23 protein-coding genes are annotated in these 25,374 nt (G+C 72.2%); 13 read left to right on the forward strand and 10 right to left on the reverse strand.

Features of this window, described 5'->3' with window-relative positions:
- Positions 1 to 41: 41 nt before the first annotated feature.
- The 4 genes from icmA to CP980_RS10415 all read right to left on the reverse strand — a co-directional run bounded on the left by icmA (position 42) and on the right by CP980_RS10415 (position 4,014).
- The gene (gene icmA, locus CP980_RS10400) at positions 42 to 1,742 is read right to left on the reverse strand and encodes a coenzyme B12-dependent isobutyryl-CoA mutase large subunit (protein ID WP_099889408.1); all 1,701 of its coding nucleotides are present in this window, start codon (positions 1,740 to 1,742) and stop codon (positions 42 to 44) included.
- A gap of 86 nt (positions 1,743 to 1,828) precedes the next feature.
- Entirely contained in the window at positions 1,829 to 2,158 is a 330-nt protein-coding gene (locus tag CP980_RS10405) for a DUF3817 domain-containing protein (RefSeq protein WP_048474691.1), read from the reverse strand.
- A gap of 71 nt (positions 2,159 to 2,229) precedes the next feature.
- Positions 2,230 to 2,736, reverse strand: a complete 507-nt coding sequence (locus tag CP980_RS10410) for a MarR family winged helix-turn-helix transcriptional regulator (protein WP_030153818.1) — start codon at positions 2,734 to 2,736, stop codon at positions 2,230 to 2,232.
- A gap of 21 nt (positions 2,737 to 2,757) precedes the next feature.
- Positions 2,758 to 4,014 carry an MFS transporter gene (locus CP980_RS10415; RefSeq protein WP_229906914.1) on the reverse strand — a complete coding sequence of 419 codons (1,257 nt, stop codon included), beginning with the start codon at positions 4,012 to 4,014 and terminating at the stop codon, positions 2,758 to 2,760.
- Positions 4,015 to 4,162: 148 nt separating this feature from the next.
- Between CP980_RS10415 and CP980_RS10420 the strand changes: the two genes are divergently transcribed.
- Both CP980_RS10420 and CP980_RS10425 read left to right on the forward strand, forming a co-directional pair.
- Positions 4,163 to 5,161: an ArsR/SmtB family transcription factor gene (locus CP980_RS10420; protein ID WP_150528037.1), complete on the forward strand. Its 999-nt coding sequence runs from the start codon at positions 4,163 to 4,165 to the stop codon at positions 5,159 to 5,161.
- A 91-nt stretch (positions 5,162 to 5,252) separates the two neighbouring features.
- Entirely contained in the window at positions 5,253 to 6,272 is a 1,020-nt protein-coding gene (locus tag CP980_RS10425; protein WP_150528038.1) for a glycoside hydrolase family 6 protein, read from the forward strand.
- Positions 6,273 to 6,282: 10 nt separating this feature from the next.
- Here the strand turns inward: CP980_RS10425 and glxA are convergent, their stop codons facing one another.
- From glxA to CP980_RS10445, 4 genes are all read right to left on the reverse strand, one after another.
- A complete protein-coding gene (gene glxA / locus CP980_RS10430) occupies positions 6,283 to 8,295 on the reverse strand; it encodes a radical copper oxidase GlxA (RefSeq protein ID WP_150528039.1) in 2,013 nt (670 codons plus the stop codon).
- A 3-nt stretch (positions 8,296 to 8,298) separates the two neighbouring features.
- Positions 8,299 to 10,098, reverse strand: a complete 1,800-nt coding sequence (locus CP980_RS10435; RefSeq protein ID WP_150528040.1) for a glycosyltransferase family 2 protein — start codon at positions 10,096 to 10,098, stop codon at positions 8,299 to 8,301.
- 91 nt (positions 10,099 to 10,189) lie between these two features.
- Entirely contained in the window at positions 10,190 to 10,480 is a 291-nt protein-coding gene (locus CP980_RS10440; RefSeq protein WP_099889415.1) for an MTH1187 family thiamine-binding protein, read from the reverse strand.
- The gene (locus CP980_RS10445) at positions 10,477 to 10,827 is read right to left on the reverse strand and encodes a DUF3817 domain-containing protein (RefSeq protein WP_150528041.1); all 351 of its coding nucleotides are present in this window, start codon (positions 10,825 to 10,827) and stop codon (positions 10,477 to 10,479) included. Before CP980_RS10445 ends, CP980_RS10440 begins: the two co-directional genes overlap by 4 nt.
- A 183-nt stretch (positions 10,828 to 11,010) precedes the next feature.
- Between CP980_RS10445 and CP980_RS10450 the strand changes: the two genes are divergently transcribed.
- The 6 genes from CP980_RS10450 (at position 11,011) to CP980_RS36710 (ending at position 14,545) form a co-directional block, all read left to right on the forward strand.
- Positions 11,011 to 11,649: an AIM24 family protein gene (locus CP980_RS10450; protein WP_150528042.1), complete on the forward strand. Its 639-nt coding sequence runs from the start codon at positions 11,011 to 11,013 to the stop codon at positions 11,647 to 11,649.
- Positions 11,649 to 12,299: an AIM24 family protein gene (locus tag CP980_RS10455; protein WP_099889418.1), complete on the forward strand. Its 651-nt coding sequence runs from the start codon at positions 11,649 to 11,651 to the stop codon at positions 12,297 to 12,299. The genes CP980_RS10450 and CP980_RS10455 overlap by 1 nt, the downstream gene beginning before the upstream one ends.
- The gene (locus CP980_RS10460) at positions 12,296 to 13,126 is read left to right on the forward strand and encodes an AIM24 family protein (RefSeq protein WP_373312829.1); all 831 of its coding nucleotides are present in this window, start codon (positions 12,296 to 12,298) and stop codon (positions 13,124 to 13,126) included. Before CP980_RS10455 ends, CP980_RS10460 begins: the two co-directional genes overlap by 4 nt.
- Positions 13,127 to 13,190: 64 nt before the next feature.
- Positions 13,191 to 13,667, forward strand: a complete 477-nt coding sequence (locus CP980_RS10465; protein WP_099895365.1) for a MarR family winged helix-turn-helix transcriptional regulator — start codon at positions 13,191 to 13,193, stop codon at positions 13,665 to 13,667.
- A gap of 139 nt (positions 13,668 to 13,806) precedes the next feature.
- Positions 13,807 to 14,376, forward strand: a complete 570-nt coding sequence (locus tag CP980_RS10475; RefSeq protein WP_150528043.1) for a PepSY domain-containing protein — start codon at positions 13,807 to 13,809, stop codon at positions 14,374 to 14,376.
- A 94-nt stretch (positions 14,377 to 14,470) separates the two neighbouring features.
- The gene (locus tag CP980_RS36710) at positions 14,471 to 14,545 is read left to right on the forward strand and encodes a 50S ribosomal protein bL37 (RefSeq protein WP_099895366.1); all 75 of its coding nucleotides are present in this window, start codon (positions 14,471 to 14,473) and stop codon (positions 14,543 to 14,545) included.
- Positions 14,546 to 14,619: 74 nt separating this feature from the next.
- On the opposite strand, the gene meaB is transcribed toward CP980_RS36710, so the two are convergent.
- Together meaB and CP980_RS10490 are read right to left on the reverse strand one after the other, a co-directional pair.
- Positions 14,620 to 15,579, reverse strand: a complete 960-nt coding sequence (meaB, locus tag CP980_RS10485; RefSeq protein ID WP_099889421.1) for a methylmalonyl Co-A mutase-associated GTPase MeaB — start codon at positions 15,577 to 15,579, stop codon at positions 14,620 to 14,622.
- A gap of 49 nt (positions 15,580 to 15,628) precedes the next feature.
- Positions 15,629 to 16,831, reverse strand: a complete 1,203-nt coding sequence (locus CP980_RS10490) for an acetyl-CoA C-acetyltransferase (RefSeq protein ID WP_099889422.1) — start codon at positions 16,829 to 16,831, stop codon at positions 15,629 to 15,631.
- Between the two features lie 136 nt (positions 16,832 to 16,967).
- Here CP980_RS10490 and mce point away from each other — a divergent pair, with 136 nt between their 5' ends.
- The 5 genes from mce to CP980_RS10515 all read left to right on the forward strand — a co-directional run bounded on the left by mce (position 16,968) and on the right by CP980_RS10515 (position 25,207).
- A complete protein-coding gene (mce, locus tag CP980_RS10495) occupies positions 16,968 to 17,396 on the forward strand; it encodes a methylmalonyl-CoA epimerase (protein WP_150528044.1) in 429 nt (142 codons plus the stop codon).
- A gap of 192 nt (positions 17,397 to 17,588) precedes the next feature.
- Entirely contained in the window at positions 17,589 to 22,124 is a 4,536-nt protein-coding gene (gene scy / locus CP980_RS10500) for a polarized growth protein Scy (protein WP_189998464.1), read from the forward strand.
- 193 nt (positions 22,125 to 22,317) lie between these two features.
- On the forward strand, positions 22,318 to 23,256 hold the full coding sequence (locus tag CP980_RS10505; RefSeq protein WP_030153801.1) for a coiled-coil domain-containing protein: 939 nt from the start codon (positions 22,318 to 22,320) through the stop codon (positions 23,254 to 23,256).
- Positions 23,257 to 23,405: 149 nt separating this feature from the next.
- Positions 23,406 to 24,428: an ABC transporter ATP-binding protein gene (locus CP980_RS10510; protein WP_150530192.1), complete on the forward strand. Its 1,023-nt coding sequence runs from the start codon at positions 23,406 to 23,408 to the stop codon at positions 24,426 to 24,428.
- Between the two features lie 2 nt (positions 24,429 to 24,430).
- A complete protein-coding gene (locus CP980_RS10515; protein WP_099889424.1) occupies positions 24,431 to 25,207 on the forward strand; it encodes an ABC transporter permease in 777 nt (258 codons plus the stop codon).
- Positions 25,208 to 25,374: the final 167 nt, after the last annotated feature.

Here is a 25,374-nt window from a genome sequence, read left to right on the forward strand (position 1 = left end):
CCCCCGGCGGGGATGCCGCGACCGGCCTCCGGGCCGGCGGATCAGAAGCCGGGCGGCTCCGTGTACGTGCCCCACTCGTCGCGCAGCACGTTGCAGATCTCCCCGAGCGTGGCCTCGGCGCGCACCGCGTCGAGCATCGCCGGGATCATGTTCGACCCGTCGCGGGCCGCGGCCAGCATCGCGTCCAGCGAGGACTTCACCTTCGCGTCGTCGCGCCGCGCCTTGCGGGCCGCCAGGTGCTCCACCTGTACGCGCTCCACCTCGTGGCTGACGCGCAGGATCTCCAGGTCCCCGGTCACCGAGCCGTGGTGCACGTTGACGCCGACGACCCGCTTGTCACCCTTCTCCAGCGAGCGCTGGTACTGGAAGGCCGACTCGGCGATCTCCCCGGTGAACCAGCCGTCCTCGATGCCGCGCAGGATGCCCGAGGTGATCGGCCCGATCGGGTGCTGCCCGTCCGGGTGGGCGCGCAGGCCGCGCTCCTTGATCTGGTCGAAGATCTTCTCGGCGTCGGCCTCGATGCGGTCGGTCAGCTGCTCCACGTACCAGGAACCGCCCAGCGGGTCGGCCACATTGGCCACCCCGGTCTCCTCCATCAGCACCTGCTGGGTGCGCAGGGCGATCTCGGCGGCCTGCTCGCTCGGCAGCGCGAGGGTCTCGTCGAGGGCGTTGGTGTGCAGCGAGTTGGTGCCGCCGAGGACGGCGGCGAGGGCCTCGACCGCCGTGCGGACGACGTTGTTGTACGGCTGCTGCGCGGTCAGCGAGACGCCGGCCGTCTGGGTGTGGAAGCGCAGCCACATCGACTTCTCGCTCTGCGCCCCGTACACCTCCTTCATCCAGCGCGCCCAGATCCGGCGGGCGGCGCGGAACTTGGCGATCTCCTCGAAGAAGTCGAGGTGGGCGTCGAAGAAGAAGGAGAGGCCGGAGGCGAAGTGGTCCACGTCCAGACCGCGGGACAGGCCCAGCTCCACGTACCCGAAGCCGTCGGCGAGGGTGTACGCGAGCTCCTGCGCGGCCGTGGCCCCGGCCTCGCGGATGTGGTAGCCGGAGACGGACAGCGGCTTGTACGCCGGAATGCCCTTGGCGCAGTACTCCATGAGGTCGCCGATGAGGCGCAGGTGCGGCTCCGGTTCGAAGAGCCACTCCTTCTGGGCGATGTACTCCTTGAAGATGTCCGTCTGGAGCGTGCCGTTGAGCAGGGCCGGGTCCACGCCCTGGCGTTCGGCGGCGACCAGGTACATGCAGAAGGCGGGCACGGCCGGGCCCGAGATCGTCATCGAGGTGGTCACGTCGCCCAGCGGGATGTCCCGGAACAGGACCTCCATGTCGGCGGCGGAGTCGATGGCGACCCCGCAGTGGCCGACCTCGCCGAGCGAGCGCGGGTCGTCGGAGTCACGGCCCATGAGGGTCGGCATGTCGAAGGCCACGGAGAGCCCGCCGCCGCCGGCGGCCAGGATCATCTTGTAGCGCTCGTTGGTCTGCTCCGCGTTGCCGAAGCCGGCGAACTGGCGGATGGTCCAGGTCCGGCCGCGATACCCGGTGGCGTGCAGACCGCGGGTGTAGGGGTACTCCCCCGGCCAGCCAATGCGCTCGAATCCCTCGTACGCGTCGCCGGGGCGGGGCCCGTAGACGGGATCGACGTCATCCCCGGAGAGCGTGGTGAAATCGGCCTCGCGCTTGCGGGCCTTGTCGTAACGGGCCTGCCAGCGACGGCGGCCCTCCTCGATGGCGTCAGCGTCCATACCCACGAATTTACTAGGACGTCCTAGTAAATGTCGATGGGAAACCCCGGGGAGTATCCCCGGGGCAGCCGGACGCGAGCCGCGCTCTAGGCGTCGGCGGGCGCCAGGGCGCCCTCGACCAGCGGCTCGATCTCGGCGCGGACCTTGCGCTCGACGAAGAAGGCGGCCAGCGGGATCGTGCCGGAGACCAGGACCCACAGCAGCTTCGGGAACGGCCAGCGGGCCTTGGAGCCGAGGTCGAAGGCGAACACCAGGTAGATCATGAACAGCACGCCGTGCACCTGCGAGACCGCGAGGGTCAGGTCGGCGCCGGTGTCGAAGCCGTACTTGAAAACCATGCAGGTGCAGAGGATCAACAGCATGACCGCGGTCAGGTAGGCCATGACCCGGTAGCGGGTCAGCACGCTCTTCTTCATGCCGACGAGCCTAACCGTCCGTTTTGCTCGATCTTGACGGGGGCCCGGCGAGCGCGATCCGCGGGCGCCCGCTACTCCTCGAAGTCCGCCGCGGCCACCCGCAGCGGGCGCAGGAGCGCGAAGATCTCCTGGCATTCCTCGGCGTCGTACGCGCGCAGCCCGAAGTCGACGGCCATCAGGTCCTTCGTCGCCGCCTCGACGACCTCGCGGCCCTTGTCCGTGATGGACGCGAGCGTGCCGCGGCCGTCGTTCGGGTTGGGCCGCTTGGCCACGAGCCCGGAGCGCACCAGCCGGTCCACCGTGTTCGTCACCGACGTCGGGTGGACCATCAGCCGCTCGCCGATCTTCGACATCGGCAGCTCGCCGGCCTTGGAGAAGGTGAGCAGCACCAGCGCCTCGTACCGCGCGAAGGTCAGCCCGTACGGCTTGACCACCGCGTCGACCTCGCCGAGCAGGATCTGGTGCGCGCGCATGATCGAGGTGATGGCGGCCATCGAGGGCACCGGTCCCCAGCGGCGCTGCCAGAGCTCGTCGGCGCGGGCGATGGGGTCGAAGGGGAGGCTGAGCGGCTTGGACACGCACCCGACCCTACCGGGCGGTCATTTGGCAGCGGGCCCCGTCTCATTCTTCGGTCGGCCGCCCTGCGGGCCCGCGGACCGCAGCGCGGCGAGGAGGCCCAGGACCACCGCCGTACCGAGCACGCCCGCGCCCGCGACCACCACGTGCACCGGCAGGAACTCGGCGGCCAGCCCGGCCAGGGCCATGCCGACGCCCTGGAGGGTCATCAGCCCGGTGCTCAGCAGGGTCATCGCCCGGCCGCGCAGCGCGTCGGGGACGGCGTCCACGTACCACTGGTCGAGGCCGAGGGTGTACGCGTGCGCCAGCCCGGCGAGCAGCAGGGCGGCGAGTACGACGGGCACCCCCGGCCGGAAGGCGTACGCGAGCAGCGGCAGCAGGCCGGCCGCCGCGAGCGGGGCCACGAGCCGGGAGCGGGCGCGCGGCCCGAGCGCCGAGCCGGCCCACAGTTCACCCGCGATGGTGCCGACGGGCAGCGCGCACATCATCACTCCCAGGGCGGCGGTGCCGGCGCCGATGCCGTCGGCGTACGGGACGAGCAGCGCCTCGGGGGCGATGACGAAGACGGGCGGCAGCCAGAACAGCAGGGTCAGGGCGCGCAGCCGCCGGTCGCCGAGGACGGCCCGCAGCCCGGCCGGCGGGGAGGTGCGGACGGTGGCGGCGGCGCGGGCGGCGCGGGCCGGGCGGGAACGGGTGCCGAAGCGCAGCAGCAGGGCCGAGCACAGGAACCCGGCGGCGGTCAGCGCCACGGCGGCGCGCGGGGCGAGGACGGTGAGGAGCAGCCCGCCGAGGCCGAAGCCGATGAGCTGCGCGCTCTGGGCCACCATGCGCATCAGCGAGCGGCCGAGGACGAAGGCGTCGCCGGGGCCGAGGACGTCGGCGAGGGAGGCGTTGCGGGTGCCCTGGAACAGCGGGGCGACGAAGGCCATGGCGCAGCGCAGGGCGAGGAGCCCGGCGACGGGGGTGCCGGGCCGGACCATGGCCGCCGCGCAGGCGGCGCAGAGGAGGTCGCAGCCGACGAGCACCCGTCGGGCGGGGTGCCGGTCGGCGATCCCGGCGAGGAGGGTGCCGCCGAGGGCGTACGGGAGGAAGCCGAGCGCGAAGGTGAGCGCGCTCATCAGGGGCGAGCCGGTCGTGCGGAACACGAGGACGGTGAGGGCGATCTCGGCGACGACGACGCCGAGGACGGACAGCAGGTGGGCGGCGAAGACGGCCCGGAACTCCCGGACCCGGAACACGCCCCGGTAGCCGCCCGCGGCCTCGTTGACGGTGATGGACATGCGGCGACCCTGCCGGGCTACCGTGGGGGCACGGCAGTGATTCGTCCTGTGCCGAATCACTCGGCCGATCATGCCCGCTCACGCGACCGAGGACGTGCCCGAGCACCCGACCGATCGCCCACCCCGCACCGCACGCCCCCGGAGGGACATGGCGTACCACTTCCGGTTCGGAGCCGGGGACCTGCTCCGCTGCCGGTTCTCCCTCTCGCCCCTGTGGGAGACCCAGGAAGCGGTGCGGACCCTGCGGCGGCCGGCCCGGCAGCAGTACCACCTGCCCTGGCTGCGCCGTATCCGCGCGGCCGCCGACGGTCTCGACCTGCGCCCCCTGTGGCTGCTGATGCCGCGCGCCGGCCACCACCCCGACTTCCTGAGCCCGCCCCCGCTCGGCCCCAGCGTCACCTTCGAGGAGGAGGTGGACCGCGTCCGCTCCGCGGCGGCCGGTCCGGAGGCGGTACGGGAGGACCTGCGGCGCTCCCTGGTCTGCACGCCGGGCGCCGCCGAGAGCGACCTCGGGCGGCGGATGCTCGCCGATCCGGCGCGCGCCGTACGGGAGCTGGCCGACCTGTACGAGCAGGCCTGGGCCGCGCTGATCGCCCCGCACTGGCCCCGGCTGCGGGCCCTGCTGGAGGCCGACATCCTGTTCCACTCGCGGCGGCTCGCCGCCGGCGGGCTGGAGGCCCTCTTCGACGGCCTCCACCCGGACCTGCGCTGGTCGCGGGGGACGCTCACGATCGACCGCCCCACCCACCACGACCGCTCCCTCGACGGACAGGGCCTGCTCCTCATGCCGAGCGCGTTCGTGTGGCCGGAGGTGGTCGGGGGCTACGACCCTCCCTGGCAGCCGACGCTGGTGTACCCGGCCCGCGGCATCGGCGCGCTGTGGACGGCTTCGGCGGGCCCCACCCCGCAGGCGCTGGCGCGGCTGCTGGGCCGGGGCCGGGCCGACGTGCTGTGCGCGCTCGACGAGCCGGCTTCCACGACGGCGCTGGCCCACCGGCTGGGTCTCGCCCCGGCCACGGTCTCGGCGCACCTGAAGGCCCTGCACGGCGCGGGCCTGCTGATCTCGGCCCGGCACGGCCACCGGATCCTCTACGAGCGCACCCCGCTCGCCATCGCCCTGACGACGGGCGGTCAGCCCCGGACGTAGGCACGCCCGGTGTCGCGGAACGGGGGTAACTGACCGTCATGTCACGATATGCCGGTCGTGATTGCGTGCGTCGACCCTTCGAGGAAACCGGATGCCAGGCCGCCCCCGCCCCAGATCCCTCGCCGCCGCGCTCGGCGTCGCGGTGCTGATCGCCGCGGCCCCCGGCTGCGGGAGCGAGGAGTCCGCCCCCTCGCGCGCGCCCGCCGAGGCCCCGCCCGAGGCCCCGCCCGCCGGATCCCCGTACTGGGTGGACCCGGAGAGCGACGCGGCCCGGCAGGTCGCCGCCTGGGAGGCGCGGGGCCGCAACGGCGAGGCACAGCTGCTGCGCCGGATCTCGGAACGGCCCATGGCCCTGTGGGGGCCGGGCGACGACCCCGGTCCCGCGATCCGCCGCGCCGTGAAGGGCGCCAGGGCGGCGGGCCGGGTCCTCGTCCTCGCCGCGTACAACATCCCCCACCGCGACTGCGGCCGGCACTCGGCGGGCGGGGCCGCGGACGCCACCGCGTACCGCAACTGGATCGGCGCCTTCGCCGACGCCGTCGGCGACGCCCGGGCGGTGGTGGTCCTGGAGCCGGACGCCGTCCCGCACATCGTGGACGGCTGCACGCAGGCCGCCCACCACGAGGAGCGCCTGCGGCTGCTCTCCGAGGCCGTCACCCGGCTGAAGAGGAACCGGAACACCAAGGTCTACCTGGACGCCGGCAATCCGGCCTGGATCCCGGACCCGATGAAACTCGTCGAGCCCCTCTTCAAGGCCGGGCTCGGCCAGGCCGACGGGTTCTCCCTCAACGTGTCCAACTTCCAGCCGGACGCGGCCGGCCGGGAGTACGGCGCCCGCCTCTCCGAGGCCGCCCACGGCAAACACTTCGTCATCGACACCAGCCGCAACGGCCGGGGCCCGCTCCCGGGCGGCGGTCACGAGTCCTGGTGCAATCCCCCCGGCCGGGCCCTGGGCACCGCGCCGACCGACCGGACCGGCGACCCCCTCGTCGACGCGTACCTCTGGATCAAGCGGCCCGGCGAGTCCGACGGGCCCTGCCGCGGCGGCCCGGCGGCGGGCCGCTGGTGGCCGGAGTACGCGCTGGGGCTGGCGAGCCGCGCCACGCAGTGACGGCCCTCCCCTACTCGCCCGGCTCCCGCGCCTGCGCCGATGGCGGCTCCGCGGAAGGCCGCTCCGGCTCCCGTACCTGGATCCACTTCGCCCGCGAGGGCGTGCCGTCGGCGTCCGTCACGAACAGCATGTACCAGCCCGGCGGCACCAGCGACGGATCCTTCGGCACGTCCACCGTCACCGACCCCGCCCCCCGCGTCAGCCCGAGCTCGATCGAGCGCTGCTCCACGTCCGTGGTGTGCGTGACCGCGCTGGGCCGCATCAGCCGGGCCCGCCGGATCCGCTCCGGGTGCGCCGCCGCGAACGTGGCCCGCCCGTCCGGGCCCACCTGGGCCGGTCCGGAGCCCAGGGCCGGCCGCAGCCCCGGGTTCCGGTACAGGTAGGGCGGCGAGTACACCTCCAGCCGGTGCTCGAACTTGCCGAGCCGGGTGTTGTCCTTGTCCGCGAAGAGCGGGTCGGAGCCGAAGGTCGCGATCCGCCCGTCGGGCAGCAGCAGTGCCTCGGAGTGGTAGTTGCGGCCCACCGTCGGATCGGCGGCGGCCACGAAGGAGTCGGTGCGCGGGTAGTAGAACTGCGCCTTGTACACGTCGCTGGCGCCCCGGCCGCGGTAGTCGCGGGAGCCGCCCGTGGTGAACACGGAGTCGTCCGGCAGCAGCACGCTGCTCAGGTACCGGGTGCCCTGCGGCAGCCGCGCGGAGGACCGGAAGACCGGGGTGTCCTCCTTGAGGTCCACGATCGCCGTCCGGCTCGACGACAGCTTCGATTCGCCGACCCCTCCGCCGCCCAGCACCATCACCCGCTGGTCCTGGGCGGGTGGCAGCAGCACCGAGGAGGAGGTCTCCAGCCGGTCGGGCTCGGCCAGCCCCCCGACCTTCCGGAACGTGTTGGTCCGCAGGTCCCACACGCCGGGCTCGCGCCCCTTGTCCGCCGGCCCGTAGCCCGCGTTGGAGCCGGTGTAGAGCAGCTTGCCGCCCTGCATGAGGAAGAGCGCGGGGTAGGTCGGGAAGTAGCGGGAGGGGCCGCGGGTCCACTTCCTCGTCTTCGGGTCGTAGTACTCGTTGTCACCGGGGACCACGTCCCCCACGTCGTTGAGCCCGGAGACCGCGAGGACCCGCCCGTCCTGGAGGGCCACCAGCGTCGGGTACCAGCGGGCGTCCTTCATCGGGTCGACGGGGACGTACTTCTCGGCCCTCGGGTCGAACTCGTACGCCGACCTGATGCCCTGGAAGTCCTGTTTCTCGACGCTGAGGCGCTCCGCGAGCCCGTAGACGTTGTCGGCGTCCTTCCCCTTGAGGCCGAGGACCCGGTACTGGGCGGCCTCGGTCGTCAGTCCCCCGGCGCCCGCCTCCACCGCCTCGACGAAGACCCGCGCCTCCGAGGCGACCACCTTGCTGCGCCAGGGCTTCAGGTGCCCCTTCTTCCCGTACGTGATCTCGAACTCGCGCGTGGCCCTGGGCACGGTGACGTCGAACTTCGAGACGTATTCGACCCCGGACGGGGACCGGAACCGGGTGCCCTTCTTCAGCCGGGCCGCCTTGTCGGGGTTCTCGTTCTTGACCCGCATGCCGCCGCCCGCGCGGGTCACCTTGCCGTCGAGGACCTCGTACCGGGCGGTGCCGCCCGCCACCAGCAGCCGTCCGTCGGGCAGTTGGCCGTGGCCCGAGCAGAAGAAGTCCTCGGGCGTCGGGATCTTCTTGAAGCTGTCGTCCTTCGGGTCCCACAGGACGGTGTCGAAGGTGCCCTGGTCGAACTTCTTCTGGTTGTTGCCGGAACCGGCGATCAGCAGCACCTTGCCCGTGTGCAGCAGGGCCGCGTGCATCGCGTTGATCCGGTATTCCTCGGGGAGGCGGACCTGCCCCCACGAGCCGTACTGGATCTTGTAGCTGGACTGCCCGATCTTGTACGAGTGGTAGCGCTCCTGGGCGAAGGACAGCGCGGCGGGGGCGTTGAGCGCGGCCAGCACCACCACGGCCCCGGTGCCCAGCACGGTGTTCTTGAACTGCTTGGAGGGCCGGTAGCCCATGGGTCAGCTGCCTCCCGTCGGTGTCGCGAAGGCCGGCTCCGGCTCCTCGCCCGGCCCGTGGCCGAGCCCGAGGTCCAGCGGTCCGGCTGTCCGGGCGGGGGCGGCGGCCGCGGCCCGGCGTTCGCGCAGCAGGGTCCAGGCCCGTACGGCGACCGGCGCGAGGGCGATGAGCAGGGCGAGCACCGCCCAGGTGCGCATGGCCGCGTGCGTGTGGCCGAGGCGGACCGAGGCGGCGAGGGAGAGGGCCAGGACGGCGGCCCAGCCGAGGTGGATCCGGAAGGTCGCCACCCGGTCGGGGCTGGCGTCGCCGCCCTTGGGGGTGACGACGAAGGCTCCCCGGGTGCGCAGCAACGCCGAGGTGAGCGAGGCGAGGTAGACGGGGGCGCAGATCGCGGACATCGCCATGCCGGCCAGGCCGCCGGAGCCGTCGGGCTCGTGGGGGGAGACGTTGTGCCGGCGGTTCCAGAGGTAGAGCCCCACCTGGAGGGCGGCGGCGTCGGTGTAGAGCATGAGCCAGACCTCGGAGGAGACCTGGGTGCCGGAGGCGCCGAACCACAGGAACAGGACGCAGCTGAGGACGCCGAGGAGCCAGTTGACGGCCGTCATGGGGTAGTAGACGAGCATCAGCGTGTAGTTGAGGGCCCGCCCCGGGGGCATCCGGTGGAAGCCTTTCCAGTACTGGCGCAGCAAGGTCTCGTACGTCCCCCGCGACCAGCGCAGCTGCTGGGTGAAGAAGTCGGTCCACGAGGCCGGGCCCTCGCCGACGGCGAGCACGTCGGGGGTGTAGACGGACCTCCAGAACCGCCCGGTGGCCGGATTGCGCCGGCGGTGCAGCTCGAAGCCGGTGGCCATGTCCTCGGTGAGGGAGTCCTGGAGCCCGCCGATCTGCCGGAGGGCGCTGATCCGCACGGCGTTGTTGGTGCCGACGAACATGGGGGCGCCGTAGCGGTTGCCGGCGCGCTGGATCAGCGCGTGGAAGAGGTACTGCTGGGACTCGGCGGCCTTGGTGACGACCCCGGTGTAGTTGCCGTACACCTGCGGACCGACGACGAAGGCGATGTCCGGGTCGCGGAAGTAGCCCAGCATCCGCTCCAGGAAGTTCGGCAGCGGGACGTGGTCGGTGTCGACGGAGGCGAAGAACTCGTAGTCGTCCCCGTGCGCGACCAGCCAGGCGTTGTAGTTGCCGTGCTTGGTCCGCTCCCGGTGGGGGCCCTCGCGGGTGTTCCAGCCGGCGACGCCCTTGCGGGTGAAGTGCCGTACCCCGAGCTCCGCGCACAGGGCCCGGACCTCGGGATCGTCCCCCTCGTCGAGCAGCCATACGTCGAGCGGGCCGTCGTGGCGCAGGGCGACCGCCCCGAGGAGGGTGGCCCGCACCGTCTCCAGCGGTTCCTTGCCGGGGACGTACGTGGTCAGGAAGGCGACCTTGGTGCCGGGTTCGGGCGGGACCGGTACGGGATCGCGGGCGACCATCGTGGCGTGGGCCACCGACACGACGTTGACCAGCATGAAGAGCATGATCAGCGCGATGGAGCCGAGCATCACGGCGTCGAGGCGGATCAGCCAGCGCTCGCCGCCCTCGCGGACGGTCCGGTGCGTGGGCCAGACGAGGTAGAGCAGCAGCCCGGCCGCGGCGAGGGGGGCCAGGGCCATCAGGAGCACGGCGCGTATTCGGGCGCGCGGCTCCTCGCGCGACAACAGGGAGCGGTAGGCCACCCGGTAGGGGGCGGCGGCGGTGCGGTCCGGCTCCGCGAACGGGCCGGCGAGCAGGCTGTGGGTCTCGTAGTCGAAGCCTTCCGGCCGCACGGCCCCTCCAGTGCTCGAAGCCCAGGGTTTACATCACCACAAAAGGTGACAAACCCTGGGCGTGTCGAACGGGGCTCGGCCGAACGGGGGATCAGGCCAGGTGGCGCTCCACCGTCTCCACCTTGGACGTCAGCCCGTCGGCCACCCCGGGGCGGATGTCGGCCTTGAGGACCAGCGAGACCCGCGGCGCCCGCTCCTCCACGGCCGCCACCGCGCGCTTGACCACGTCCATCACCTCGTCCCACTCCCCCTCGACCGAGGTGAACATGGCGTCCGTGCGGTTCGGCAGCCCCGACTCCCGTACGACGCGCACCGCGTCGGCCACGTACTCGCCGACCTCTTCACCGACCCCCAGCGGGGTCACCGAGAACGCGACGATCACGCTGCGTTCGCCGCCTCGCGCCGGGCGCGGGCCGCCATGACGCTGTCGGCCTCCTCGCGCTTGAGGAGCCTGTCGCCGTAGAGGCCGCCGAAGGGCAGCAGCGCCAGCAGGAAGAACAGGGCGACCTTCTTGACCGGCCACTTCGCCTTGTTCCACACGTCCAGCAGGAAGAGCGCGTAGATCACGAACAGGATCCCGTGCAGGATGCCGAGCGGCATCATCAGGTAGTCGATGTCGGAGATCCGGCTCAGCACCGATCCGAAGATCAGCAGGGCCGGGAACGACAGCGCCTCCGGGACGGAGATGAGGCGCAGCCGGTGCAGGGCGGAAGCGGTCTTGATGTCCACGATGAGCCTTCGAGGTGGTGGCCGGGGGTCCGTTCCAGTCTCTCAGCCGCCCTGCCGGATCTTGCGGCGGGGCCGCCGCGGCGGGGTGGGCGGCGGGTGTCCGGGGTGTGCGGGATGCCGCAGTCGCCGGATATCGGCCACCGGGCCCTGTTCGCCTCCGCCCGGTGCCGATAACGTCATCCCGTGGCTCAGTTCCGACTCCAAGGCAGCAAGGTGCTCGCCGTCGACCTGACCGGGGATGCCGTGAAAGCGAAGAACGGCTCCATGGTCGCGTACGACGGTCAGATGGCCTTCAAGAAGATGACCGGCGGCGGCGAAGGTTTGCGCGGCATGGTGACCCGTCGGCTGACGGGTGAGCAGATGACCGTGATGGAAGTGCAGGGGCACGGCACCTGCTTCTTCGCCGACCGCGCGAGCGAAATCAATCTGGTCAACCTGCGCGGCGAGAAGCTGTACGTGGAGTCCAGCAACCTCCTGTGCACCGACGCCGGCCTGCGCACCGGCACCACCTTCACCGGCCTGCGCGGCGGGGCGACGGGCAACGGCCTGTTCACCACCACCGTCGAGGGCAACGGGCAGGCGGCGATCATGTCCGACGGGCCGGCGGTGGTGCTGCGCGTCAGCGCCCAGTACCCGCTCTCCGTCGACCCGGGGGCGTACATCGCGCACACCGGCAACCTCCAGCAGTCCTTCCAGTCCGGGATCACCTTCCGCACGCTGATCGGCGAGGGCTCGGGCGAGGCGTTCCAGATCCGCTTCGAGGGCGAGGGCCTGGTCTACGTGCAGCCCAGCGAGCGCAACACCATCGGGGGCGACATCTGATGCCGTTCCGCGAGATCAACTCGAAGATGGTCGAGGCCCAGGTGATCCCGGGGCAGAGGATGTTCAGCCAGCGCGGCGCGATGCTCGCCTACCGCGGGGACGTCTCCTTCACCCCGAGCCTGACCGGTGGTCAGGGCGGGGTGATGGGCATGATCGGGCGCCGCGTGGCGAACGAGCAGACCCCGCTGATGTCGGTCGAGGGCAGCGGCACCGTGATGTTCGGCCACGGCGGCCACCACATCCAGGTGATCAACCTGACCGGCGAGACCCTGTACGTCGAGGCCGACCGGCTGCTCGCCTTCGACGGCACGCTCCAGCAGGGCACGATGTTCATGGGCTCGCAGGGCGGTGTCATGGGCATGGTCCGCGGCCAGGTGACCGGCCAGGGCCTGTTCACCACCACCCTCAAGGGGCACGGCTCGGTGGCCGTGATGGCCCACGGCGGGGTCATCGAGCTCCCCATCACCCCGAACCGGCCGGTCCACGTCGACCCGCAGGCGTACGTGGCCCACCACGGGGACGTCAGGAACAAGCTCTCCACCGCGCTCGGCTGGCGGGACATGGTGGGGCGCGGCTCGGGCGAGGCGTTCCAGCTGGAGCTGTCGGGCCAGGGAGCGGTGTACGTGCAGGCCTCGGAGGAGAAGCTGTGAACTTTGGTCCCGTGATCGGCGGCCCGGGAGGCCCGACGGTCTTCGACCCGCACACCCTGCCCTCCGACGACAACGTGAACGCCTACACCTTCTGCGTGGAGCTCAAGGGGAGCCAGTGGTTCCTGCAGAAGGGCAAGATGATCGCCTACTACGGGCGCGTCGAGTTCAACGGCGTCGGCAACGGCCGCTTCGACCGGCTCCTGCGCACGAGCTTCCACTCGCCGATGCACGCCGCCGACTGGGTGGTGGCCGAGGGCTCGGGCAAGATGCTGCTGGCCGACCGGGCGTTCGACGTGAACTCGTACGACCTGGACAACGGGAACCTGACGATCAGGTCGGGCAACCTGCTGGCCTACCAGCCCTCGCTCGCCCTGAAGCAGTCGATCGTGCCGGGGTTCCTGACCCTGATCGGAACCGGGAAGTTCGTGGCGGCGTCCAACGGACCGGTGGTGTTCATGGAGCCGCCGCTGCGCGTGGACCCGCAGGCGCTGGTGGGCTGGGCGGACTGCCCCTCCCCCTGCCACCACTACGACCACGGCTACATGTCGGGTGTCATCGGCGGGCTGCGCTCGCTGACGGGCCTCGGCGGCAGCTCCGGCGAGGAACACCAGTTCGAGTTCGTCGGGGCCGGGACGGTGCTCCTGCAGTCCTCGGAGATGCTGATGGCGGAGCAGGCGATCGGGACCGTCGGCGCCGGCGCGGAGTCGGCGGGCGTACCCGGGGCCGGGTACGGCGGCGGCCACGGACAGCAGGGGCCGCTGGGCCAGCTGGGCGTGCCGAGGATGCCGGGGCAGCTGGGTGACATCCAGCGGCGCCTGGGACTCTGACGTATTCCGCCATCCATTTTTGTACGTAATTCAACTTCTTAGGTAGAGTTCAGTCATGGAGACCATGGAGACCGAGACGGCCACACGCTGGCTGACCGAGGCCGAGCAGTGCACCTGGCGCACCCATCTGGACGTCAGCCGGCTGCTGATGCACCAGCTGGAAAAGGATCTCCAGCCCTTCGGACTCACCAACAACGACTACGAGATCCTGGTGAACCTCTCGGAGTCCGAGGGCCACCGGATGCGGATGAGCGATCTCGCGACGTCGACGCTGCAGTCCAAGAGCCGGCTGTCCCACCAGATCACCCGCATGGAGACCGCGGGCCTGGTCGTCCGGGTGAACTGCGAATCCGACCGCCGGGGGCTGTACGCCGTCCTGACCGACGAGGGCATGGAGCTCATGCGGAAGGTCGCCCCGCACCACGTGGCGTCCGTCCGCCGGCACTTCATCGACCTGCTGCCGCCGGAGGCCCTGGCGGCGCTGCGCGCCTCGCTGGAGCCGGTCGCGAACCACCTGCGCGACGAGCGCGGCAAGGCCTGACCCGGGCGGGGCGGCGGTGCCGCGGCGGCCCGTCCGGGGTGCCGTCCGCCGCGGCCGCCCGGAGAATGGGTGGTAACGCTCGCTCGCCGGCCGCCCGCCGAGCAACCGTAAGCGCATGGCCGGCCAGAGGAGGTCAGCCATGCACCCCAAGCACAAGGCCTGCGTCGGCGCGGCCGCGGCCGCGCTCCTGATCGCCGGGGGCCCGGCGGCGGCCGCCGCCGCGCACACGGCCGACGCGGCGAGAACCGCCCCCGCGGCCGCCGCGGTCCGCGCCGACGTCGACGCCGCGGGCGCGGCCGCCGCCGCGCTGAAGAAGTACCCCGGCGTCGTGTCCTCCGTCGACAAGGACGGCGCCGTCTGGCACGTCGACGTCATCGGCAAGGACGGCAAGCACGCGGAGCTGACGGTCGACACCCGCAGCGGCAAGGTGTTCACCGAGAACGCGGACGACGACAGCGGCGACGACGGCCAGAACAAGGCCCTCGCCGCCGCGAAGGTCACCGCCCAGCAGGCGATGAAGGCGGCCGTCGCCGCCCACTCCGGCCAGGTCCGGTCCGTGGAATGGGACGACGATGACGACAACGGCTCCCGCTACTGGAACGTCGAGGTCCAGTCCGGGGACAAGACCACCAACGTGCACGTCGACGCCGCCTCGGGCAAGGCCACGGTGTCCACGTCGGACTCCGACGGCGACGACGACGGCAACTGACCCGCGCCGGTCCGCGGGTTCCCGTGCGGAGCGGATCGGGCGCCCCTAGACTGGCGAACGCCCGGATTACCCCGATCTTCGAGGGAGTGGCGTCATGGCCAAGCGCGGCAACAAGAAGCGAGCACGCAAGAAGAAGAAGGCGAACCACGGCAAGCGTCCCAACGCCTGACCGGTCCGCCCCGCAGACGTACGAGAGCCGCGCCCCGGTCTTCCGGGGCGCGGCTCTCGTACGTCGGACCTGCGTCAGGACTCCGTCAGCGTCGCCAGCAGGGTGTCCGAGGCCGCGTACGGGTCCAGCTCGCCCGCCGCGACCCGGGCCGCGAGGGCGTCCAGGTGCGCGTCCCCGCGCACGTCCGCCATCCGGGCCCGCAGGGCCGTCACCGCGATGGTCTCCACCTCGCGGGCGGCCCGGGCCGTACGCCGCTCGGCCAGCACCCCGCGCTCGTCCATCCACGCCCGGTGCTTCTCCAGGGCCTCGACCAGCTCGTCGATGCCCTGGCCGCGCGCCGCGACCGTCTTGACGATCGGCGGCCGCCAGTCGCCCGCGCCCCGGGACTCGCCCAGGCCCAGCATGTGGTTGAGCTCCCGGGCGGTGGCGTCGGCGCCGTCCCGGTCCGCCTTGTTCACCACGTACACGTCGCCGATCTCCAGGATGCCCGCCTTCGCGGCCTGGATCCCGTCGCCCATGCCCGGCGCCAGCAGCACCACCGAGGTGTCGGCCTGCGAGGCGATCTCCACCTCCGACTGGCCGACCCCGACCGTCTCGACCAGGATCACCTCGCAGCCGGCCGCGTCCAGCACCCGGATCGCCTGCGGGGCGGCCCAGGCCAGGCCGCCCAGGTGGCCGCGGGTGGCCATGGAGCGGATGTAGACCCCCGGGTCGGAGGCGTGGTCCGACATCCGGACCCGGTCGCCGAGCAGCGCGCCCCCGGAGAACGGCGAGGACGGGTCGACGGCGAGGACGCCGACCCGCTTGCCCGCCTTGCGGTACGCGGAGACCAGCGCCGAGGTGGAGGTGGACTTGCCGACGCCGGGCGAGCCGGTGAGGCCCACCACGTACGCCCCGCCCGTCAGCGGGGCCAGGGCCGCCATCACCTCGCGCAGCTGCGGGGACGCCCCCTCGACCAGGGAGATCAGCCGGGCCACCGCTCTCGGCCTGCCCTCACGCGCCTGGGCCACCAGCTGGGGGACGTCCACCGTCATACGTGCTGCGCTCCTCGGTTCGGGTAGGGAAGGTCCGGCGGGCCCGGGGCTACTTCTTCGGGACGCGGACGATCAGGGCGTCGCCCTGGCCGCCGCCGCCGCACAGCGCGGCCGCGCCGGTCCCGCCGCCCCGGCGCGCCAGCTCCAGGGCCAGGTGCAGCACCACGCGGGCGCCGGACATGCCGATCGGGTGGCCCAGGGCGATGGCGCCACCGTTGACGTTCACCCGTTCCGGGGTCACGCCGAGATCCTTCATTGACTGTACGGCGACCGCCGCGAAGGCCTCGTTGATCTCGATGAGGTCCAGGTCGGAGACCTGGAGCCCCTCCTTCTTCAGGGCGTGCAGGATCGCGTTCGACGGCTGCGACTGCAGCGAGTTGTCGGGACCGGCCACATTGCCGTGGGCGCCGATCTCGGCGATCCACTCCAGCCCGAGCTCCTCGGCCTTCGCCTTGCTCATCACGACGACGGCGGCGGCGCCGTCGGAGATCTGCGAGGAGGTGCCGGCGGTGATCGTGCCGTCCTTCGCGAACGCCGGGCGCAGCTTGCCGAGGGACTCGACCGTGGTCTCGGCGCGGATGCCCTCGTCCTGGGTGAACAGGACCGGGTCGCCCTTGCGCTGCGGGACCTCGACGGGGACGATCTCGGCCTCGAAGACGCCGTTCTTCTGCGCGGCGGCGGCCCGCTGGTGCGAGGCGGCCGCGAACTCGTCCTGCGGGGCGCGCTCGATGCCCAGGCGGCTGTTGTGCTTCTCGGTGGACTCGCCCATCGCGATGTGCTCGAAGGCGTCGGTGAGGCCGTCGTAGGCCATCGCGTCGAGCATCTCGATCGCGCCGTACTTGAAGCCCTCTCGGGACTTCGGCAGCAGGTGCGGGGCGTTGGTCATGGACTCCTGGCCGCCCGCGACCACGATGTCGAACTCGCCCGCGCGGATGAGCTGGTCGGCCAGCGCGATCGCGTCGAGGCCGGAGAGGCACACCTTGTTGATCGTGAGCGCCGGGACGTTCATGGGGATGCCGCCCTTGACCGCCGCCTGACGGGCAGGGATCTGGCCCGCACCGGCCTGGAGCACCTGCCCCATGATCACGTATTGCACCTGGTCACCGGCGATGCCCGCCCGCTCCAGCGCGGACTTGATGGCGAACCCGCCGAGATCGGCACCGGAGAAGGACTTCAGCGAGCCGAGCAGCCGCCCCATGGGCGTGCGGGCCCCGGCGACGATCACTGACGTGGTGTTGTTCGTTCCGGACATGGAGCACAGCCCCTTGAAGATGAGGGTGAACGAGGGTTTACATGAATGTACTGAGCAGTACCCGCGCCGTCACCGGGCAGTCGGTGTGATCGCTGGCACGTTGCGTGACCGCCCTCCGCAGCGGTGCACTGGTCCCATGCTGACAAGAATCGACCACATCGGGATCGCCTGCTTCGACCTGGACAAGACCGTCGAGTTCTACCGTGCCACGTACGGCTTCGAGGTGTTCCACACCGAGGTCAACGAGGAGCAGGGTGTCCGCGAGGCCATGCTCAAGATCAACGGGACCTCCGACGGCGGCGCCTCCTACCTCCAGCTCCTCGAACCCACCCGCGAGGACTCCGCGGTGGGCAAGTGGCTGGCCAAGAACGGCGAGGGCGTGCACCACATCGCCTTCGGCACCGAGGACGTCCTCGGCGACTCGGAGGCCATCCGCGGCAAGGGCGTCCGGGTCCTCTACGACCAGCCCCGCACGGGCTCGATGGGCTCCTCGATCACCTTCCTGCACCCCAAGGACTGCCACGGAGTCCTCACCGAACTGGTCACCTCGAACCCTGACCACTGACGGACCACTGATGGCCCGATTCCCCGGCCGGTAGAGTGGCCATGGCTCGGCCGGGGTTCGGTGCGGAGACGGGGTCGGGGCCTGTGACCCCTGCCCCGGTATCTGACACCATTCCCCGGGGGCGTCGTTCAGCGGGCGAGCGATGCTCAATTGGGAGTGAGCTTGCGACCAGGGGACGGATGGGACCGCGCTGTGCGGGGCTACGAAAGCCAGGAGAGCCATCAGGCTGAAGCCGACCATCTCTCGCGCTTCGAAGCCGAGATGGAGCGGCTGAAGAAGGAGCGCGGGAAGGCCGTCCAGCACGCCGAAGACCTCGGCTACCAAGTCGAGGTGCTGCGCGCCAAGCTCCACGAGGTGCGCCGCAATCTGGCGTCCCGCCCCGTCTACGACAGTGCGGACATGGGCTACCAGGCGGAGCAGCTGCTCCGTAATGCCCAGATCCAGGCCGACCAGATGCGTTCGGACGCCGAGCGCGAACTGCGCGACGCCCGGGCACAGACCCAGCGCATCCTCCAGGAGCACGCCGAGCACCAGGCGCGGCTCCAGGCCGAGCTGCACGCCGAGGCCGTCAACCGCCGCCAGCGGCTGGACCAGGAGCTCAACGAGCGCCGCCAGACCGTCGAGGCGCACGTCAACGAGAACGTGGCCTGGGCCGAGCAGCTGCGCGCCCGTACGGAGTCCCAGGCCCGCCGGCTCATGGACGAGTCCCGCGCCGAGGCCGAGCAGTCCCTGAACGCGGCCCGCGCCGAGGCCGCCCGCGTCGCCGAGGAGACCCGCCGCCGGCTGACCGCCGACGCCGAGGCCGCCCGCGCGGAGACCGAGGCGATCCTGCTGCGCGCCCGCAAGGAGGCCGAGCGGCTGCTGACCGCCGCCTCCGCGCAGGCCCAGGAGGCCACCGAGCACGCCGAACGGCTGCGCAGCAGCACCAGCGCCGAGGCCGAGCAGACCCGGCAGCAGACCCTCGACCTCGGCCGGGTGGCCGAGCAGCGGGTCCAGGAGGCCGACGGCGCCCTGCGCGCCGCGCGCGCCGAGGCCGAGAAGCTCCTCGCGGACGCCAAGGAGAGCGCCGCCCGGCAGCTCGCCTCGGCGGAGTCGGTGAACGAGCAGCGCACCCGCACCGCCAAGGAGCAGGTGGCCCGGCTGGTCGGCGAGGCCACCAAGGAGGCCGAGGTCCTCAAGGCCGAGGCCGAGCAGACCCTCGCCGACGCCCGCGCCGGCGTGGAGCGACTGCGCGCGGAGGCCGCGGAGCAGGCCCGCGCGGCGGCGGCCGAGGACACGGCCGCCCAGCTGGCGAAGGCGGCCCGCACCGCCGAGGACGTACTGAACAAGGCCTCGGAGGACGCGCGGGCCACCACCCGCGCCGCGTCCGAGGAGGCCGAGCGGATCCGCCGCGAGGCCGAGTCCGAGGCGGAGCGGCTGCGCGCCCAGGCGGCGGCCACGGCCGCCGAGCTCAAGGGCGCGGCGAAGGACGACACCGAGGAGTACCGGGCCCGGACCGTCGAACTCCAGGAGGAGGCCCGGCGGCTGCGCGGCGAGGCGGAGCAGCTGCGCGCCGAGGCCGTCGCCGAGGGCGAGCGGATCCGCGGCGAGGCGCGCCGCGAGGCCGTCCAGCAGATCGAGGAGGCGGCCCGGACCGCCGAGGAGCTGCTGGGCAAGGCCAAGTCGGACGCGGACGAGCTGCGCGGCGGCGCGAGCGCCGAGAGCGAGCGGGTCCGCGCCGAGGCCGTCGAGCGGGCCACCACCTTGCGCAAGCAGGCCGAGGAGACGCTGGAGCGCACCCGCGCCGAGGCGGAGCGGCTGCGCAGCGAGGCCGAGGAGCAGGCGGAGTCCGTACGGGCCGAGGCGGACGCGGCGGCGCGGGCGCGGCGCGAGGAGACCGAGCAGGCCCTCGCGGCGAAGCGCGCGGAGGCCGAGGAGGAGCTCGTACGGCTGCACGCCGAGGCCGAGAGCCGGCTGGGCACGGCCGAGCAGACGCTGCGCGACGCCCGCGGGGCGGCGGAGAACATCCGGCGGGAGACCGCCGAGGAGGCCGACCGGCTGCGCGCCGAGTCGGCCGAGCGGATCCGCAGCCTCCAGGCGCAGTCGCAGGCGGAGGCCGACCAGCTGCGCACGGACGCGGCGGACGACGCCGGGCGTACCCGCGCGGAGGCCGAGCAGGTCGCCGTACGGCTGCGCAGCGAGGCGGAGTCCGAGGCGGAGCGGGTGCGCGCGGAGGCCCAGGAGACCGCGGACCGGCTGCGCGCGGAGGCGAAGGCGGCCGCCGAGCGGGTCGCCGCGGAGGCCGCCGAGGCCTTGGCCGCCGCGCAGGAGGAGGCCGCGCGGCGCCGCCGGGAGGCCGAGGAGACCCTCGCGTCGGCCCGGACGGACGCGGACAGCGAGCGGGCCCAGGCCCGCGAGCAGAGCGAGGAACTGCTGGCCTCGGCCCGCAAGCGCTCCGAGGAGGCGCAGGCCGAGGCGGCCCGCCTGACCGAGGAGGCGGAGCGGCGCGCCGCGGAGCTGGTGTCGGCGGCGGAGGCCACCGCCCAGCAGGTGCGCGACTCCGTGGCCGGGCTGCGCGAGGAGGCCGACGAGGAGATCGCCGGGCTGCGCAGCGCCGCCGAGCACGTGGCGGAGCGTACGAGGACGGAGGCCGAGGAGGAGGCCGCGCGGGTCCGCGCGGACGCCTACGACGAGCGCGAGCGGGCCACCGAGGACGCCAACCGGATCCGTACCGAGGCGCGGGCCGAGACGGACGCGGCGAAGGCGCTGGCCGAGCGCACGGTCGGCGACGCGATCGCCGAGGCGGAGCAGCTGCGGGGCGACACCGCCGAGTACGCGCAGCGTGTGCGTACGGAGGCGACGGACGCGCTGGCCGCGGCCGAGCGCGACGCGGCCCGTACCCGGGCCGACGCCCGGGACGACGCGAACCGGATCCGCGGCGAGGCGGCGGAGTCCCTGGAGGCCGCGCGCGCCGAGGGCGGCCGGATCGTCGCGGAGGCGACGGCGGAGGCAGAGCGGCTGACCGGCGAGACCGAGGCGGCGAACGCCGTGACGCTCGGCGAGGCGGCGGCGGAGGCCGAGCGGCTCACCACCGAGGCGCAGGAGGCGGCGGACGCCACCCGTGCCGAGGCGGCGGGCACCCTGGACGAGGCGCGCTCGGAGGCCAATCGGCTGCGCAGCGAGGCCGCGGAGCAGGCGGACCGGCTCATCACCGAGGCCGCGTCGGAGGCGGAGCGGCTCACCGAGGAGACGCGCGCCGCGAACGAGGCGGCGGTCGAGCAGGCGACGGCGAAGGCCGAGCGGCTCACCCGGCAGGCGTCCGACATGCTGGCCGCGGCCGAGCGGGACGCGGCGCGGGTCCTGGTCGACGCCCGCAACGAGGGCGACCGGCTGGTCGACGAGACGCGTGCGGCCAACGAGGCCACGGTCGGCGAGGCCGCGGCCGAGGCCGAGCGGCTGCGCGCCGAGGCGGCGCGGACCCTGGACGACGCCCGCGCGGAGGGCGGCCGGATCATCGGCGAGGCCACCGCGGAGGCCGACCGGGTCACGGTCGCGGCGAACGAGACGCTGGCGAGCGCCGAGCGGGAGTCGCAGCAGACGCTCGACGACGCGCGCGCCGAGGCGGGCCGGCTGCGCAGTGAGGCGGCCGAGCAGGCGGACCGGCTCATCACGGAGGCGGCGGCCGAGGCGGACAAGCTCACCGAGCAGACCCGCAAGGACAACGAGCGCACGGTCGGCGAGGCCCGGTCCGAGGCCGAACGGCTGCGCGCGGAGGCCTCGGAGGCCCTGGCCTCGGCGCAGGAGCACGCGACCCGTACCCGCGCGGAGGCCGAGCGCGTCAAGGCCGAGGCGGCGACGCAGGCGGAGCGCACCCGTACGGAGGCCCGCGCGGAGTCCGAGCGGCTGCTCGACGAGGCCCGCGAGGAGGCCAACAAGCGGCGCAGCGAGGCCGCGGAGCAGGTGGACCGGCTCATCACCGAGGCGGCGGCCGAGGCGGACAAGCTCACCAGCGACGCGCAGGCGCAGGCCCTGGCGGCCACGACGGCGGCCGAGGAGCAGGCCGACGCGATGGTCGACGCGGCCCGCAAGGAGGCCGCGCGGATCTCCTCCGAGGCGACGGTCGAGGGCAACTCCCTGGTGGAGAAGGCCCGTACGGACGCGGACGAGCTGCTGGTCGGCGCGCGCCGCGACGCGGCGGCCATAAGGGAGCGGGCGGAGGAGCTGCGCTCCCGCGTCGAGGGCGAGGTCGAGGAGTTGCACGAGCGGGCCCGCCGGGAGTCCGCCGAGCAGATGAAGTCGGCCGGCGAGCGCGTGGACAAGCTGGTGCGCGCGGCGACCGAGCAGAGCGTCGAGGCCGAGGCGAAGGCCAAGGCGCTGGTGTCGGACGCGAGCAGCGAGGCGAGCAAGGTGCGCATCGCGGCGGTGCGCAAGGCGGAGGCGCTGCTCAAGGAGGCCGAGCAGAAGAAGGCCGAGCTGGCCCGGGAGGCGGAGAAGGCCCTGTCCGAGGCGAAGGCGGAGGCCGAGCGGCTGGTCGACGAGGGCCGCCGTGAGCTGGAGGTCCTGGTGCGCAGGCGCGAGGACATTCAGGCGGAGATCTCCCGTGTCCAGGACGTTCTTGAGGCGTTGGAATCATTCGAGGCGCCTTCGGGCGGCGGAAAGCCGGCGGTCGGCGGTCAGGGCGCGGGGGGCGTGAAGGCCGGAGCCACAGCCGGTTCCACCCGTTCGGGTGGCAAGGCGTCGGAGGGCTAGCAATCGATCAGGTTGTGTGTTCCTGATGAAGATTCAGCCGAACGAGTGACAAGCATTCTGTCGCCTTGCCACTCAAAAGGGGTGTCATTGTCCAGATCAAACGTGGATTGACTCGATGACACGCCGCTCGGGCGCCTAGGATTCCCCTAACACCTCACGTAGCACCTCATCGGTCTCATTCGACAGGAACCCCATGAGCGACACTTCCTCCCCCTTCGGCTTCGAGCTCGTGCGGCGTGGTTACGACCGCGGTCAGGTGGACGACCGCATTACCAAGCTGGTCTCCGACCGCGACAGCGCCCTTGGACGTATCAACTCTCTGGAAAAGCGGATCGAGGAGCTGCACCTCGAAACGCAGAACGCCCAGGCCCAGGTGAGCGACGCCGAGCCGTCGTACGCCGGCCTCGGTGCCCGGGTCGAGAAGATCCTGCGCCTGGCCGAGGAGGAGGCGAAGGACCTGCGCGAGGAGGCCCGTCGCGCGGCCGAGCAGCACCGCGAGCTCGCCGAGTCGGCTGCCCAGCAGGTGCGCAACGACGCCGAGTCGTTCGCCGCCGACCGCAAGTCGAAGGCGGAGGACGAGGGCGTCCGCATCGTCGAGAAGGCCAAGGGCGACGCCTCCACCCTGCGCGCCGAGGCCCAGAAGGACGCCGCCTCCAAGCGCGAGGAGGCCGACGCCCTGTTCGAGGAGACCCGCGCCAAGGCCGCCCAGGCCGCCGCGGACTTCGAGACCAACCTGGCCAAGCGCCGCGAGCAGTCCGAGCGCGACCTGGCCTCGCGTCAGGCCAAGGCCGAGAAGCGCCTCGCCGAGATCGAGCACCGCGCCGAGCAGCTGCGCCTGGAGGCCGAGAAGCTCCGTACGGACGCCGAGCGCCGCGCCCGCCAGACGGTGGAGACCGCCCAGCGCCAGGCCGAGGACATCGTCGCCGACGCCAACGCGAAGGCGGACCGTATCCGCAGCGAGTCCGAGCGCGAGCTGGCGGCGCTCACCAACCGCCGCGACTCGATCAACGCCCAGCTCACCAACGTCCGCGAGATGCTGGCGACGCTGACCGGTGCGGCCGTCGCCGCGGCCAACCCGATCGTCGACGACGAGCCGGTCACCCGCGGCGTTCCGGCGCAGCAGAGCCGCTAGTACGCCCGGTACCGCGCCCGGCAGTTCACCGGTGGTCGGCCGGCCGGACCGCCGCCGTCTACCGGTTCGTGGACGAACGTCCTGCCCGAGGGCCCTATGTCACCTGTTTGAGGTGGCGTGGGGCCCTCGGGCGTTCTAGCGTGAGCGGCATGATCGAGCTTGAGGGCCTTACCAAACGATTCGGCGCGAAGACCGCCGTGGACCACCTCAGCTTCCAGGTCAGACCGGGGGTGGTGACCGGCTTCCTCGGCCCCAACGGGGCGGGCAAGTCGACGACCATGCGCATGATGCTCGACCTCGACAACCCGACCAGTGGCACGGTCCGGATCGACGGGAAGCACTACCGGGACCTGCCGGAACCGCTGAAGCACATCGGGGCACTGCTGGACGCGAAAGCCATGCACGGCGGCCGCAGCGCGTACAACAACCTTCTCTGCCTTGCCCAGTCGAACCGGATCCCCGAGAGCCGGGTGGCCGAGGTACTGGATCTCGTCGGACTGACGGCCGTGGCGAAGAAGAAGTCGAAAGGATTTTCGCTGGGGATGTGCCAGCGGCTGGGAATCGCCGCCGCCCTGCTGGGCGATCCGGAGATCCTCATGTTCGACGAGCCCGTCAATGGTCTGGACCCGGAGGGAATTCTCTGGATCAGGAATCTTATGAAGGGGCTGGCGTCCGAGGGACGGACGATCTTCGTCTCGTCCCACTTGATGAGCGAAATGGCGCTGACCGCAGACCATTTGATCGTCATCGGCCAGGGAAAGCTGCTGGCCGACATGTCCATGGCTGATTTTATTCACGAGAACTCGCGCAGCTACGTCCGGGTCCGCTCGCCCCAGCAGGAGCGGCTCAAGGACGTCCTGCACGAAGCGGGCATCGACGCCATCAGCGTCCCGGCCACCGGCACGCTGGAGATCGACGGCGTGGCCTCGGAACAGCTCGGCGAGCTGGCCGCGCAGCACCAGATCGTGCTGCACGAACTCAGCCCGCAACGGGCGTCACTGGAGGAAGCGTTCATGCGCATGACGGCGGACTCCGTCGAGTACCACGCCCACGCACCGGGTTCCCCGGGCCTGCCGCCCGGCCCCGGCATGGCCGCCGACAACCCGGCCCGCCCCGCCGACGTCCCCGCCTGGGGCGCCGGTTACGAGGCGACGCGCAAGGGTGGTGAGTGACCATGGCGTTCTCCGCCGTCCTCAAGTCCGAGTGGACCAAGATCCGTACGGTCGCCTCGACCAGCTGGACCCTGGTCGCGGCGCTTGTGGTCACGGTCGGCGTGAGCGCCGGCCTGTGCGCCGCCTTCAACGCCACCTTCAAGGACATGCCGCAGGAGCAGCAGGCCACCTTCGACCCGACGCTGGCCAGCTTCGCGGGCATGACCCTCGGCCAGCTCGCGATGATCGTCTTCGGAGTGCTGGTCGTCGGTACCGAGTACAGCTCGGGCATGATCCGCACCTCGCTGGCCGCCGTACCGCGCCGGGCGAGCTTCCTGGCGGGCAAGCTCATCGTGGCCACCGGCCTCGCGCTGGTCGTGGGCCTCGTCACCAGCTTCCTGTCCTTCTTCCTGGGACAGGCCATCCTGGGTGAGCGCAGCATCGGCATCGACGAGCCGAACGTGCTGCGCGCCGTGATCGGCGCCGGACTCTACATGGCCATGATCGCCCTGTTCTCGATGGGGGTGGCGACGATCCTGCGCAGCTCGATGCTGTCGCTCGGCATCCTGATGCCGTTCTTCTTCCTGGTCTCGACGATCCTCGGGGCGGTCAGCGCCACCAGGAAGGTCGCCCAGTACTTCCCGGACCAGGCCGGCTCCAAGATCATGCAGGTGGTCCCGGGGGCGATGGACAGCGGGGAGACCCCCTACGGACCGTGGGGCGGCTTCGGGATCATGGCGCTGTGGGTGCTGGCCGCCGTGCTCGGCGGGTACCTGGTGCTGAAGAAGCGCGACGCCTGAGTGAGGCTCCGTCCCCCTCGGGACGGACGCCGCAGGTCGTACGGGTCATCCCCGGGTCGGATCAGGGACAGCTCAGGGATCCGGCCCGGGGTGGAACCGTAGGCGACTCGATATCCTCTTAACCCTTACGCGGACGAAAGTCGTCCGGTCCTGGCAAGGGGCAGAGC

Source organism: Streptomyces vinaceus (genome assembly GCF_008704935.1).
GTDB lineage: Bacteria > Actinomycetota > Actinomycetes > Streptomycetales > Streptomycetaceae > Streptomyces > Streptomyces vinaceus.

Coding starts and splice junctions, on each gene's coding strand:
- CP980_RS10510 (WP_150530192.1), top strand. CDS start 23,406: ATGATCGAGCTTGAGGGCCTTACCAAACGATTCGGCGCGAAGACCGCC.
- icmA (WP_099889408.1), bottom strand. CDS start 1,742: ATGGACGCTGACGCCATCGAGGAGGGCCGCCGTCGCTGGCAGGCCCGT.
- CP980_RS10515 (WP_099889424.1), top strand. CDS start 24,431: ATGGCGTTCTCCGCCGTCCTCAAGTCCGAGTGGACCAAGATCCGTACG.
- CP980_RS10475 (WP_150528043.1), top strand. CDS start 13,807: ATGCACCCCAAGCACAAGGCCTGCGTCGGCGCGGCCGCGGCCGCGCTC.
- CP980_RS10415 (WP_229906914.1), bottom strand. CDS start 4,014: ATGTCCATCACCGTCAACGAGGCCGCGGGCGGCTACCGGGGCGTGTTC.
- glxA (WP_150528039.1), bottom strand. CDS start 8,295: ATGGGCTACCGGCCCTCCAAGCAGTTCAAGAACACCGTGCTGGGCACC.
- CP980_RS10425 (WP_150528038.1), top strand. CDS start 5,253: ATGCCAGGCCGCCCCCGCCCCAGATCCCTCGCCGCCGCGCTCGGCGTC.
- meaB (WP_099889421.1), bottom strand. CDS start 15,579: ATGACGGTGGACGTCCCCCAGCTGGTGGCCCAGGCGCGTGAGGGCAGG.
- CP980_RS10405 (WP_048474691.1), bottom strand. CDS start 2,158: ATGAAGAAGAGCGTGCTGACCCGCTACCGGGTCATGGCCTACCTGACC.
- mce (WP_150528044.1), top strand. CDS start 16,968: ATGCTGACAAGAATCGACCACATCGGGATCGCCTGCTTCGACCTGGAC.
- CP980_RS10505 (WP_030153801.1), top strand. CDS start 22,318: ATGAGCGACACTTCCTCCCCCTTCGGCTTCGAGCTCGTGCGGCGTGGT.
- CP980_RS10490 (WP_099889422.1), bottom strand. CDS start 16,831: ATGTCCGGAACGAACAACACCACGTCAGTGATCGTCGCCGGGGCCCGC.
- CP980_RS10455 (WP_099889418.1), top strand. CDS start 11,649: ATGCCGTTCCGCGAGATCAACTCGAAGATGGTCGAGGCCCAGGTGATC.
- CP980_RS10465 (WP_099895365.1), top strand. CDS start 13,191: ATGGAGACCGAGACGGCCACACGCTGGCTGACCGAGGCCGAGCAGTGC.
- CP980_RS10420 (WP_150528037.1), top strand. CDS start 4,163: ATGGCGTACCACTTCCGGTTCGGAGCCGGGGACCTGCTCCGCTGCCGG.